Raw genomic sequence first — 13231 nt, 5'->3', positions numbered from 1 at the left:
AAACGCTGAGCGATGCCATTGGAAGTGACATCTGCCCATGAGATGATGGAACAAACACATACAGGGGGAGAACAACATGAGCGAAAAAATTAAGCTAATCGATTCCGTCCAGGCCATCAACTGGAACAAAATCGAAGACGAAAAAGACCAAGAAGTCTGGGATCGTCTCACGGGAAACTTCTGGCTACCAGAGAAAATCCCGCTCTCAAACGATATCCAATCCTGGAACACGCTTAAGCCACATGAACAGCTCATGACCACCCGCGTTTTCACCGGGCTCACCCTGCTTGACACCGTCCAAGGAACAGTAGGAGCTATCTCTCTCATTCCAGACGCGATAACCCCGCACGAAGAAGCGGTCTACACCAATATCGCGTTCATGGAATCAGTCCACGCTAAATCCTATTCATCGATCTTCTCCACCCTCAATTCCTCGCAGGAAATCGAAGAAACGTTCCGGTGGTCGGAAGAAAACGAATACCTGCAGAAGAAGGCACATATCGTTCTGTCATACTATCGTGGGGACGATCCGGAAAAACGCAAAGTTGCTTCAACCATGCTCGAATCCTTCCTGTTCTATTCCGGGTTCTATGCGCCGATGTACTGGAGTGCGCACGCCAAGCTGACGAACACGGCGGATCTCATCCGGCTCATTATTCGCGATGAGGCTGTACATGGATACTACATTGGCTATAAGTACCAGCAGGCAGTGAAGAAGTCATCCCCGGAACGTCAGGCAGAGCTGAAAGACTACACGTATTCAATACTTGAAGACCTGTATGAAAACGAAGAAGGCTACACCGAATCATTGTATGACGAAATGGGGTTAACCGACGACGTTAAAATGTTCCTGCGTTACAACGCCAATAAGGCGCTGATGAACTTGGGCTATGAGGCGCTTTTCCCGGCAGACCAGACCGCGGTTAATCCGGCAATCTTGGCTGCTCTTTCGCCGAATGCGGATGAAAACCATGACTTCTTTAGTGGATCGGGCTCGTCCTATGTGATCGGTACTGCCGAAGCTACTGAGGACGAAGACTGGGACTTCTGATCGCTGTCCGTCCGTGCAAAATCTCGGGATCCGATACGGTAGTGCGCTATAAGGCACTGTTGTTCGGTATCCCGAGATTTTGTGTAGGTAAAAGATGGCTGCTGACCGTATAAGAAGGAATGATATGAAGATTTTGGTTGTGTGTACCGGTAATATTTGCCGTTCACCGATGGGTGAGATTGTGTTGCGTCACTATGTGGAACAGGCTGAGGTTGTCGCGGAAGTGACGTCGGCTGGGGTGTCTACTGAGGAAACTGGGAATCCGATTGATCGGCGGGCGCAGGCCGTGTTGCGAGAACACGACTATGAGGTGCCGCGCGACCATTATGCTCACCAAGCCACAGCAGCCGAACTTTCACAGGCAGATCTAGTTTTGGCGATGACGACTGGGCACGCCCGGGCATTGCGCCGGATGATGCTTGCTGCTGGACTCGGGGAAGATCATATTTCCCGAATCCACCTGTGGCGCGAATTTGATGGAACTGTTCCGCCGGCTGACGCGGGGGCTTTTGGTCCAGGCGGTCCGCTTGAAGGCCAAGAAAAAGTTAAAGCTGGACGAGGTTCGGATTTTTATACCTCTAGCGGCGATTTGGATGTGCTCGATCCGTGGTTCGGGGATGCCTCCGGCTTCTATGACACGCTGGCAATGATCGAAGCGGGTGCTCGTGGGGTCGTGACGTGGGTGCAAGGGTGAGCCTGGCTGGTTAACCCCAGATGCTGGCTAACCCTCCTTTTCCCGGCGGTGCCATACAAATTGATACTCGGGTGAAAAACTTGGATTACATCGGGCGCAGCTCATGAGCCGGGTTGGCCGGCGGAAGCGTTCTATTGTGTGGCCGGCTGGGCAGGTTCCAATCCATGCTCCAGGAATATGGGGTGCATTCCTGAGCTGTGCATGTCCTGACCCGCCGATGCGGATACACACCTCACGCCAGTGCCGATCGTGGTGATGCTTTGGTCCGACCAAGGCATGCGCGATTTCGTGCAATATAGTATCGCGGACAACCTGCTCATCGGCCGCTTCGGCGATTGCGCGGGACAACGTAATCTTTTTGTCTGCGAAGTGGGCGGCTCCTGCCCGGCGCTTGGCACGATCAAAGGCAAAAGACCAGTCGGTCAGGCCATGAGCCGCCAGTAAATCTTGTGCAAGTGCGCGCGCTTTTTCGATATCCACCATTCTATGGTATCGGTGTTGATGGCAGACTGTGCACGTTCAAAATCTCGAGATCCAGCACGGTAGCACACTATAGGGGACTACCGTTTCGTTGGGCGAGATTTTGTACGGATGAACCTCGACCGGCTCACGGCAAAAGTCCTATTGATTCGCAGAACGGTATGGGGAGGTAGCGTCGAGCCGAATGCTAGAGTGTCGGTATGGTTTTTCATATTATTTTGCCTGAAGACTGGAAGCTCGCCGTAGAAAATGGAACCTATAGGCATTCAACTCGAGGCAACGACATCGGATCCGTGGGCTATGTGCATGCCAGCGGTTCGCTCAAGCAAGTCATTGCCGTCGCAAAATTTCTGTATTCGGACCGTGCGGACGCGTTCGTCGTCGACATTGATGATAGTGAACTGCATCAGGCTGGTCACGAGATTCGTTACGAGCCAGGGGATCCCGACAATCCACAATCCGAAAAATTCCCACACATTTATGGGGGTGAACTTCCGGTAGGCTTTTTGAAACCGGCGGCAGATTTCGCGGGTGATCCGCGGATTTTGCGCGAAGATTCGCCAGAGGTTCATCAGCTAAACCAGGCAGGTTGGACGGTTGGTTCGACGTCGTGGGGTGCGCGCCTTTTTCTCGACGACGACGCTGACTTATCGTCTTATCATCGATATGTTGACGATACTGTCCGGGCTGGATTCCAGATACGCGAACTGACTGGTGATGATCTTGCTAATCTCTATACGCTTGACCGATTAGTTGCTCCAGATTTTCCATCCACTCCGGCGTCTCATCATGAGCCGTTGCCAGACAATTTTGGCGTTAACATTGCTGATCGCAATGCCCGGGCATGGGGTGCGTTTAAGGGTGACCAGCTGGTTGGTTTCAGTATTGTGTTTGATGCTGGGGAACGCTGGGAAGTAGACCGAACAAGTGTGCACCCAGATTATCGACGGCGAGGCGTGGCAAAAGCGATGAAATCTGCTTCGGTTCTTGGAATGTATGCCGGTGGTGTGCGCCGGTGGGGGACTGGTGGGGCCAGTATTAATCAAGCTTCGCTACGAATGAATAAAAAGCATTGGGGTTCGTTCTCGAACCATTGTGGTTGACGATGTATCCGCCGTTAACCGTTGGGCAGCTTCTAGCGCAATGATCAAGAGGGCGTTGAAGTGTGCAGCAAAGGATGTCGGAGGGGAACGATATAATAAACACTATGTCTGGAACTGATCTGATTTTACGAATGAGTCGTGCCGCCGTGCCGGCAAACCGGCCCATCGATACTGCTCGCCGTATCAGTGCGGCTATTATGATGGGATTTTTGTTTGGTGCAGTCGTTGGAATGCTGTTGTTCATTGACGAAGTTCCGTTAGCACGGATGCTCTATGTGCTTATTCCAGCTGCGATACTCGGCGTCATAGTCTACATTTGTTGGCGAATCTGGCAGCCGCCACTTATTGAGCCAACTGCGGTAGTTGCACGTGTCCTGGGAACAACCGAATCAACCCTCGGGCGGGAAGTTCGTAGCGGCGGCCGGCGTGGAATCCTTGTTCCAGTGGTGGCGATGCCTGTTGATGGTGGGCCATCATTCCGATCGATGGTGACGATTCAGGCGCAGTCGGGACGCGATGTCGTCGAACCACCGGTAGGGACTCTACTGCCACTATTCCAGCCAGAACCTGGAATCGGGCAACTCGCAGAAGGTGAAGCTACGGCTGAGCAGCAAGAGCTGATGGACAAGCTCGCCAAGCATCCGCGAATACTCGCTAACAAGGCTGAAATATTGCCTATTAGGCGCGGCCCGCTAGAACGTATCCCACGTACAGCCGCCATCCAATGGTGGGCCAGTGCCGGCACAGCCACATTTCTGGCGATGGTGTTCGTCGGCTCGTTGCGCGGGTTGGGGTAATCACACCACGTATTACACCACGCGGGTGAAGAACTCCTTTGCGCGCGCACTTTGAGGACGCTCGAAAACATCGTCCGGGGAACCGGCTTCGATAATCTTGCCGTCGTCCATGACGATCACCTGGTCAGACACTTCGCGGGCGAACCCCATTTCGTGCGTGACCACAACCATCGTCATGCCTTCAGCTGCCAAATTCTGCATAACGGAAAGAACTTCGCCTACCAACTCCGGATCCAGTGCCGACGTCGGCTCATCGAACAACATCAACTCTGGCTCCATCGCCAACGCGCGCGCAATCGCCACACGTTGCTGCTGACCACCGGAGAGCTCCGCCGGATAATGATCCATGCGGTCTGCCAACCCAACCCGGTCAAGTAGCTTCTTCGCCTGCTCCCGAGCCTGCTCGGCAGATTTGCCAAGGACATGAACCGGCGCTTCCATCACGTTCTCCAACGCGGTCTTATGCGGGAACAGATTAAAGCGTTGGAACACCATGCCGATCTTGGCACGCTGCGCGGCTGCCTCTTTCGCCGTCAGCTCATACAGCTTGCCGTCTTTTTCCCGGAAACCCATCAGCGTTCCATCAACATGAATCGATCCGGCTTGAATAGTCTCCAGTAGATTGACGCACCGTAGCATCGTCGACTTACCAGACCCAGACGGGCCCAGAATCGAGGTGACCGTGCCCGGCTGGACAGTAAACGAAACGCCTTTGAGAACATGCAGATCGCCGAAGAACTTATGAACGTCACTAACGCTGACTTTGGGGAGTTGACTCATTGTAATAATCCTGAAATAACAGTTGGCTTATAGAGAAGGACAGTGAAACAGCCCCAATCACGGAGTGTACTCCACGAACGGATCGTCCATAGTCGTTTGCGACGCATTGATCGCAGCCTGGCGGCCAGCACGAGTTTTCTTCGCACCACGGCCATTCGAAGCGGCCGAATCATCAGCCGACCCACGCCCGTAGAACTTCTCCACATAATACTGGCCAACCATCAACACCGACGTGATTGACAGATACCAGATCGCTGCCACCAGTAAGAACGGAATCGGCTGGAAGGAAGAGAAACCACTCGCGTTAGTTACGTGGGTGAGCTCTAGGGACAATGGCACCGCCGTCACCAACGACGTCGTCTTCAACATCGAAATTGTCTCATTGCCTGTTGGTGGCACAATCACACGCATTGCTTGCGGCAAAATAATCCGCCGCATAATCATGCCACTGCTCATGCCCAGCGCCTTCGCGGCTTCCTCTTGGCCAGGATCCACCGAGTTCAAACCCGACCGGACGATCTCCGCCAAGTAAGCGCCTTCGTTGATGCCGAGCCCAAGCACGGCGAATAAGAACATCGTGTACTGGCGTTCTGCAAAAATAGAATTCGGTGCGAAGGTGAAGAAATCTACCACGTGCGGAATGCCGACCGTGATCGTTGGGAACAGCGTCCCGATCAGTCCCCAGAAAATCAGCTGGGTGTAGATCGGGGTGCCACGGAAGAACCAGATGTATCCAGTTGCTACTGACCGCAACACCGGATTGTCCGACCGCCGCATAATCGCCATCGTCACTGCTAGAAGAATACCTAACGCCATCGCAGCCACGGTCAACGCTAGCGTCCACGCCACACCTTTCAAGATCTGCATCTTGAAGAGGTTATCCCACACGACGCTCCACTGGAATTGTGGATTTGTGATGAGCTGGTTGAGGATCGCGTAGGCGATGACGGCGACGATCGCTGCTGAAATCCAGCGCCCCCAATGGCGGACGGGGACTGCGTGGATCAATTCCGGAGTGTTCTGTGACGGCATGATTCGTCCTGGCTAGTGGTTGTTATTTGGCTGGGTTGAGGGCAACAGAGGTGGCAACGCCATCCTTGATTCCCCAGGTTTCGAAGATCTTGGCGAGTTCGCCGGTGTCGATGAGGTGTTGGAGGGCCTTGTCGATAGCTTCGGTGGTTGGGTCGCCCTTCGGGGTTGCGATTGCGAGACCGACGACGTCGATTGGTTTGCCGATCTTTTCAATCTGCTTGTTAGTCTGCAAAATAGCGAAGTCAATAACTGGAGTGTCCGCAAACATGGCGTCGAGCTGGCCTTGGGCTAGTTCGAGGCTGATCCGTGGCTGTTCGGACTGCCGTTGGATCTGAACAGGCTTGTCTTTGCAGTTGGTGGTGTTTAGTTCGGTTAAGTATTCATCTTGTGCGGTGCCGGTTTGAACGCCGACCACCTTGCCGCACACGTCTGCCGGATCAAACTTCTTTGGGTTGCCAGATGGGACTGCCCACTGCAAACCCGCTTCATAGTACTGAGTTAAATCAACGGCTTCTTGGCGTTCTGGGTTTACCGAAATCGCAGCAATACCAGCTTCATAGGTTTTCCCGATGCCTGGGATAACCGCGGCAAACTCAGCGTTTTCCATGGTGACTTCAAGGCCGAGGACCTTACCGAGTGCGTTGGCTAGGTCAACGTCGAAGCCTTGCATAGTGGTGCCGTCTTCAGCATAGAATTCGGCCGGAGCGTAGAACGCGTTAGTGCCGATCGTGAGTTTTCCATCCTTGGTGACGGATTCTGGCAGTAGTGCTGCGATGTCATCAACTTTTTCAATGTGGGATACATCGGTTGCGCGGACGTCGCCGGAAGTAGCTACGGCGTCGGTGGCATCGGTGGTGGATGACGTTCCGGCGTCGGAGCCACAAGCGCCCAGGGTGAACAGAAGTGCCGCTGCGGCAGCGGTGAATTTCAGGGTTTTCATGGTTTCTCCTCGCGGATGGATTGTTCGGTTGGCACTACGCTTAGCTAAACCGTGCCGTTAATGAAAGTATATACGGTTGAATGTATAGTTATGCAATTTTTGGTGGGTAAGATAGGGCACAGTTGGAGATTCGGTTATGTAGGCGTTAGGCAAACTCGGCAATAGCGCAAACCTAGACGTATATGGCCGAGGTTTGCGCTATTGCCGAGTTTTACGCACAGTGCGGTAGCCAGCCCCGGCCTACTGCAACAGCTTCCGGATCCGTTGCACGGAAACCTTGCCGCTGGTGCCGAGCTGCTGAGCAAACAGCGAAACGCGCAGTTCCTCAACCATCCACCGGGCTTTGACCAAGGCTGCGGCTCGTTGCGGATCATAGCTCCCCATCGCTTGCCGTTCTTTTTCAACTTCGTCGCTTATCTCGCCAACCTGCCATGCCAACGAATCGTCAGCCGGATTCGTTGGCGCTTTCTCTAGCCGAATCCGCGCAGCATTGAGGTAGCGCGGCACATGCGCAAGGTATTCGCCTGGGGTGGTTCGAATGAACCCATCGGAAACGAGCCGTGTCACGTAGTCGCGAACATCAGTCACTGTATTGATCAGTGCCAGCGAGGACGTTGTGCGCAAGACACTGTCGACCTCCCCATAGGCTTCCAAAATTCGTACCACGATCTGCGCGATCCGATAGATTTCGTCCTCGAATCGGTCACGCAGCCAGGTGCGTAGCGCCTCATAGTCGCCACGGTTCCGCAGCGTACCCAACGGTTTCTTATTTTCCTGAGCCCACTGATCGGCGAGGTTGCGAATAGCGGCAACATGTAGATCAGTGATGAGCGCGCTCGTGGACGGGTACGGGGAAGCGGCCATTGCTAAGGATTCGCGTCCGGTCCACCGGCTAGTGACGCGGGCTTCGGGCAGGGCGAGCTCGATGGCAAGGAGTCGGATAACTCCGTTGCGATGGTCGCGCACTTGTTCTGCCGGTTCTGCCAATACCCGCAGTTCTACCGTGAACCCAGCTTTCCCAGGTGTTTCGATCAGTGCCGGATAGCCCCGAATCGTTAACCCATGAGTGCCGGTCGTTTCGATGTTGGCGGGGATGTCGTCACCGTCGAGCTCGGGCCAGGTAGTGAGGTTGCGGCGGGTAAGTGCCTCGGTCATTCCGGGCTCGGTTGAGTCTGCTTCGAGGGCTTGGGTGACGGCTTTTTTGACAACGTGTTCGACGGCGGTGCGCGTCTGCGGAGCAAGAGAACGCTGCAGATAGTGGATAGATGTGCCTTCGTCTAGCACGGCGCCGCGTTCGGAGCGGACCCGGAAGTTGATCGTCAAGTGTGCCGGAAGAACAACATCCGCCCAGGAGTCGGCGTCAATATCGATCCCGCGCAGGTCCCGTGCAGCTGCCGTGAATGCGTCTTGGAAGCTGATCGCGTCAGGTTGGCCGTGTGCCACACTATCCCAATCAGGGAGTTTGGCGCGAATCTGCCGGGCAGCATCGGGCGCCGGCACGAGGTTGCGGCGAATCCGTTTGGGAAGCGCGCGAATGGTTGCAATGACGAGTTCGTCGAGCATGCCGGGAACGAGCCAGTCGAAGCCGTCATCGGTGAGTTGCGGAAGCAGAGTTATCGGCACGTCAATAGTGAGTCCGTCTGCGTGTGAGCCGGGCACAAAGGTGTAGTCGATCGGTAAGGTGATATCGCCGTGGATCCATTCGGTTGGGAAGTCATCGTCCGATGCGGTTGTTTCGCCAAGTAAAAATTCTTGGGTGAACGTTAGCAGATCGGGGCGGTTGTGGCGCTCTTTTTTCCACCAAGTATCAAAGTGCCGGGCAGAGACGATGTTGTCTGGTATGCGTTCATCGAAGAACACGTATTGGGCGTCCTCGTCTGCTACCAGCCCGTGGCTACGCAACCGTTCTTCGACTTCGTGCGCCTGCGCCAACGCATCTTGGTTGTCTTTAACGAAGCGGTGATGGGTTCGCCACTGGCCTTCTACCAGTGCGTGGCGAATGAACATCTCGCGAGCAAGTTCGCGTGCCGACGGCGTACCAACAGAAGACAGCAACACTTGCCGGTCAGCTGTGATAGTTAGACCATATAACAGGACTTTTTCGTGGACTTTGGCGGCGCCATCCCGGGTGGACCAGAATGGATCTGAATAGGTTCGTTTGATGAGATGTGCTCCAACGCGCTCGATCCAGGCCGGATCGATTTTTGCGATGGTCCGGGCAAAAAGGCGGGATGTTTCCACCAGCTCGGCGGCCATCACCCAATCTGGGGTGCGCTTGGCAAGCCCAGATCCCGGCCAAGCCACGAAGTGGGTACCACGCGCGCCTAGATAATCGCGCTTGCGCTGGTCAAACGTTCCGATGTTGGACAGTAGCCCAACAAGGAGTGACCGGTGAATCGCGTCGGCAGCGGGTGCATCGGCTGAAGCTCCCACCGCTTTGACCGCATGCGTAACATCGCGGTTGTGGCTGACGTCGTTGTGGGTTTCGCGTGCTTGGCGGATCTGCGCCGCGGACGGCAACGCAATATTTTTCAACGTAATGCCGAGTGGTTTAGCAAGTTCACGCAGTTGGGCGACGACGTCTTGCCACTCGCGGAACCGCAACCAGTTCAGGTGCTCGGCCCGGCACAACCGCCGAAATGCCGAACCAGACAGGTCTCGTTGTTGGGTACGTAAATACCGCCACAGGTTCAGGTAAGCCAAAAAGTCCGAACTGGGCTCAGTGAAGCGGGCGTGGAGCTGATCTGCTTGGGCCTTATATTCGGCTGGGCGCTCGCGGACATCTTGGACTGACATTGCGGCAACTAGCACCAGCACTTCGGTGGCGGCGCCGTTGTCGACGGCGGCAAGCAGCATACGTCCCAAGCGTGGATCGATCGGCAACCGGGCAAGTTTGCGTCCGATTTTGGTGAGAATCGGGGTGCGGGTATCGGGTTCAAGCGCGCCGATTTCTTCCAACAGTTGGATACCAGCCCGCACGGCCTTCAAGTCCGGCGGATCGATGAACGGGAAATCAGCAACTGTGCCTAGGCCAAGCGACGCCATCTGTAGAATAACCGCAGCGAGCGAGGTGCGTTGAATTTCCGGTTCGGTAAATTCTGGCCGGGAGGCGAAGTCCTCTTCAGAGTAGAGCCGGATAGCGATACCGTCCGCTACACGCCCAGAACGTCCCGAACGCTGATTCGCAGAAGCCTGCGAAATCGGCTCAATCGGTAGGCGCTGCACCTTGGTTCGTGGCGAATACCGCGAAATACGTGCAGTTCCCGGGTCGATCACATAACGGATTCCCGGCACAGTCAAAGACGTTTCAGCAATATTAGTGGCCAGAACTATCCGCCGATGTGAATGTGCTTGGAAGATGCGTTGCTGTTCGGCAGAGGATAACCGAGCAAATAGTGGCAGGATTTCGACGGCGCCCGGCACGTTACTGTGTTCGCCAGCGGCCAGGAATTTCGGGCCGAGATCGTCCCGGAAAGCCTTGAGGGTTTCGCGGATTTCGCCTTCGCCGGACAAAAAGACGAGGATATCTCCGGGGCCTTCGTTCATCAGCTCATGCGCGGCGTCCACGATTCCGGTAATCGGGTCATCAGCGGACGGGGCTTCGTCGTCGTCAGTATCTATCCCGAGCGGACGGTACCGAATGTCGACCGGGAACGTGCGCCCAGAAACTTCAATCATTGGTGCGACGACGCCGGGGCCGCCGCCGTGCATATACCGCCCGAAATGTTCGGCGAAGCGTTGCGAATCGATGGTGGCGGAGGTGATGATGAGTTTGAGGTCGGGGCGTTGGGGTAGGAGCTGGGCGAGGTAGCCGAGCAGGAAGTCGATGTTGAGGGAGCGTTCGTGGGCTTCGTCGATAATGATGGTGTCGTAGCGGCGCAGCATCGGATCGGACTGGATCTCAGCCAGCAAAATACCGTCGGTCATGAGTTTGACCAGCGTGTTGGGGGAGACGTGTTCGGTGAATCGCACATGGAAGCCGATCGCACCACCCATTTCGACCCCAAGTTCGTCGCTGATACGGGTGGCGACGGCGCGTGCCGCAAGCCGGCGGGGCTGGGTATGGCCGATCATCCCGGTGATTCCACGCCCGAGCTCCAGGCACATTTTGGGTAGCTGAGTGGTTTTACCGGAGCCGGTTTCGCCCGCGATAATCACGACTTGATTGGTGGCGATGGCGGCCATAATGTCGGTGCGCCGGGCAGAGACGGGGAGTTGTTCTGGGTAGGTGATGTCTGGGACGCTGGCTTTGCGGGCAACGATTTGTTCTGGGGTGAACGGGCGTGGCCCGCGCTGGGTGCGAGCCTGGTGGCGGGGACGACGGCGGTTGACTGAGTGGCGTTTTTCGGTAGACATCGTCTTCTATTTTCGCACGTTCCCGGCAACTTGTCAGTGACGCAGGAAGTGGCGGTGTGGGCAAGGAGACGTGCCTCATGGCAGTTCCCCGGTGGGTGATGGAATGATGGCGGCAATGGTTGGTCTAGACTTGTTCCTGCTTGTGTTTTTGGAGGGATTATGAAATTTGTGTGGGCACTAGTTTCGCTAGTTATTGCTGGAATTGCGTTGGTGTTGTTCCGCCCGGACCTAGCCCCTTATCTGAGTGACTATGCGTTGGCCCTGCCATTCGCCCAGATCCTATCGATGCGTTTCTGGATTGGTGCAGTGCTCCTTTTCGGTGCGGTGATCTTGGCTGTTTTTGCGCTGGTACGCTACAAGCTTTTGAACATGGGTCGCATCGCGGGCAGTTTGGCCGGGGTGTTGCTGATTGCGAGTATGTTGCAGTTTGGGCTGTTGCTAGAACGCGGGGTGGCTAAACCACATCAGTTAGCGCCGGATCGCGGTGTGGCGATGGCATCGGCGGGTAACAGTGATATTACCGTATTGACGTACAACACTCTTGGCGGAAAGACGACGGCGGAGCAGATCTCCCAGCTCGTTGAAACCAATGGTGTTGATGTGGTTGTGTTGCCGGAGACCGCACACAAGCGGGGCCGCGAAGTTGCGGAGTTGTTGGCTTCCCAAGGACTGAATTTTCAACAGTTCGATACACATACCTCCCAATACGATCCGGAATTTCGCTCAACTGTTCTTCTTGTTTCAGTCGCGCTTGGTGAGTATGAACAAAGTGATGACGCCCCGGCTGGTTCGGCTGCAGTAGTGGCCCGGCCAGTGTCCGGTGAGGGTCCAGAATTTATCGGTGTCCATCCGATTGCTCCGGTTCCTGCGTTGATGGAACAGTGGCGTTCGCAAACTCGTGCAGTGTATGAACAATGCGGGAAATCAAACTTCATTATGGCGGGCGATTTTAATTCCACGATCGATCATCAAATGGCTCATGGTTTTTCTTGTGGAGATGGTGCGCGTGACGCCGGTTCAGGTGCGGTTGGTACCTGGCCGGCCACCATGCCGGCAGGGTTATCGGCGCCGATCGATCGGGTACTTCACGATGGCCACAGCTATCGGGGAACCGATGCGGCAATCGTGAAAGTCGGCGAATCAGATCACCGCGGACTCTTGGTTAGGCTCACTCCAACGAAGTAGACTGAAGAGAACAAAAGTATTGTGGATAAATGCTGGCGTCCGTAGTACGTCACGGGAAAGAGGATTATTATGCGGTTAATGCGAACACTGATTATTGCTGGGGGTGCCTACGTCTTGGGTGCCAAGGCAGGCCATGAACGCTATGAGCAGATTGTTGATGTGGCATCAAAGCTGTGGAATTCTTCTCCGCTTGCTGACTTCACTGCGCCAAGCCGTGACACGGTTGATGAGATTATTGTTGAGGACGAGATGTGAATTTTGTACCAGCAACGGGGGCTGTAAGGTGCTGTAACTCGCCAGTTGAATTAGCAAGTTACCGGATCCGTCACGCTGGTGGGGAAAGTGAAAATATTGATTGGTTGCCGCTAAGTGATGAGCTTCCGGATGACTGCTGGGTGATGCTTGACATTCTAGAGTTGGGTTCGTTCCTTGAGGATTTTGCCGGAGTGGATATCCATATCTCTGATGAAGAAATTGATGAGCTAATAGGTGCGGAGGACCAATTTGAAAGAGTGGCATTCGGGAAACTGAGTTATGGACGCCGTGCTGATGTCACGGAAACTCAATCGCAACCGGGGCTGATTGAAATTCGACTGCGTGAGCCGTATGAACTTGGGGCGTACAAATATCGGATTCGTATCTATGTGGTTGAACCTGAGCAGCCACCTTTTACGGGGATTGTGACTTTGTTGATGCATGTTAAACAAGATGGTAATAGCAGGCTTAATAGTATGCAGAATGACTTTATGGCAACGGCAATGGATAGATGTGACTCATGGGTTGAGAACTTTCCTGTTGTCTAGTGAGTAGACA

The 13231-nt window shown here is 54.9% G+C and carries 12 protein-coding genes; 7 read left to right on the top strand and 5 right to left on the bottom strand.

All coding sequences use genetic code 11. The features are described from left to right. Positions 1-76 precede the first annotated feature (76 nt). Both nrdF and BLT51_RS01670 read left to right on the top strand, forming a co-directional pair. Positions 77-1051: a class 1b ribonucleoside-diphosphate reductase subunit beta gene (nrdF, locus tag BLT51_RS01675; protein ID WP_091279126.1), complete on the top strand. Its 975-nt coding sequence runs from the start codon at positions 77-79 to the stop codon at positions 1049-1051. Positions 1052-1175: 124 nt separating this feature from the next. Further along, on the top strand, positions 1176-1745 hold the full coding sequence (locus BLT51_RS01670) for a low molecular weight protein-tyrosine-phosphatase (protein ID WP_091279124.1): 570 nt from the start codon (positions 1176-1178) through the stop codon (positions 1743-1745). Between the two features lie 27 nt (positions 1746-1772). Here BLT51_RS01670 and BLT51_RS01665 read toward each other — a convergent pair whose 3' ends face one another. After that, entirely contained in the window at positions 1773-2225 is a 453-nt protein-coding gene (locus tag BLT51_RS01665; protein ID WP_091279121.1) for a SprT-like domain-containing protein, read from the bottom strand. Between the two features lie 200 nt (positions 2226-2425). Between BLT51_RS01665 and BLT51_RS01660 the strand changes: the two genes are divergently transcribed. Both BLT51_RS01660 and BLT51_RS01655 read left to right on the top strand, forming a co-directional pair. Further along, positions 2426-3328: a GNAT family N-acetyltransferase gene (locus BLT51_RS01660; protein ID WP_197672583.1), complete on the top strand. Its 903-nt coding sequence runs from the start codon at positions 2426-2428 to the stop codon at positions 3326-3328. Positions 3329-3432: 104 nt separating this feature from the next. Further along, on the top strand, positions 3433-4125 hold the full coding sequence (locus BLT51_RS01655) for a hypothetical protein (protein WP_091279120.1): 693 nt from the start codon (positions 3433-3435) through the stop codon (positions 4123-4125). 12 nt (positions 4126-4137) lie between these two features. Here BLT51_RS01655 and BLT51_RS01650 read toward each other — a convergent pair whose 3' ends face one another. The 4 genes from BLT51_RS01650 to hrpA form a co-directional block, all read right to left on the bottom strand. After that, entirely contained in the window at positions 4138-4905 is a 768-nt protein-coding gene (locus BLT51_RS01650; protein ID WP_091279117.1) for an amino acid ABC transporter ATP-binding protein, read from the bottom strand. 57 nt (positions 4906-4962) lie between these two features. Next, complete coding sequence (locus BLT51_RS01645) at positions 4963-5937, bottom strand: amino acid ABC transporter permease (RefSeq protein WP_091279116.1); 975 nt, start codon at positions 5935-5937, stop codon at positions 4963-4965. A gap of 22 nt (positions 5938-5959) precedes the next feature. Then, complete coding sequence (locus BLT51_RS01640; RefSeq protein WP_091279113.1) at positions 5960-6877, bottom strand: ABC transporter substrate-binding protein; 918 nt, start codon at positions 6875-6877, stop codon at positions 5960-5962. 240 nt (positions 6878-7117) lie between these two features. Beyond that, positions 7118-11233, bottom strand: coding sequence for an ATP-dependent RNA helicase HrpA (gene hrpA, locus BLT51_RS01635; RefSeq protein WP_091279111.1), 4116 nt, complete (start codon positions 11231-11233; stop codon positions 7118-7120). Between the two features lie 159 nt (positions 11234-11392). Here hrpA and BLT51_RS01630 point away from each other — a divergent pair, with 159 nt between their 5' ends. The 3 genes from BLT51_RS01630 to BLT51_RS01620 all read left to right on the top strand — a co-directional run bounded on the left by BLT51_RS01630 (position 11393) and on the right by BLT51_RS01620 (position 13221). Beyond that, positions 11393-12418 carry an endonuclease/exonuclease/phosphatase family protein gene (locus BLT51_RS01630; protein WP_091279108.1) on the top strand — a complete coding sequence of 342 codons (1026 nt, stop codon included), beginning with the start codon at positions 11393-11395 and terminating at the stop codon, positions 12416-12418. A 69-nt stretch (positions 12419-12487) separates the two neighbouring features. Beyond that, positions 12488-12673 (top strand): hypothetical protein, encoded by a 186-nt coding sequence (locus BLT51_RS01625; protein ID WP_091279106.1) that lies wholly within the window; start codon positions 12488-12490, stop codon positions 12671-12673. Further along, positions 12670-13221, top strand: a complete 552-nt coding sequence (locus tag BLT51_RS01620) for a hypothetical protein (RefSeq protein WP_091279102.1) — start codon at positions 12670-12672, stop codon at positions 13219-13221. Before BLT51_RS01625 ends, BLT51_RS01620 begins: the two co-directional genes overlap by 4 nt. The last annotated feature ends 10 nt before the right edge of the window (positions 13222-13231 follow it).

Origin of the sequence: Arcanobacterium phocae (genome assembly GCF_900105865.1) — a bacterium.
Taxonomy (GTDB): domain Bacteria; phylum Actinomycetota; class Actinomycetes; order Actinomycetales; family Actinomycetaceae; genus Arcanobacterium; species Arcanobacterium phocae.
The sequence above is the reverse complement of the archived record's forward strand: the minus strand, read 5'-3'. Positions and strand labels throughout refer to the sequence as shown.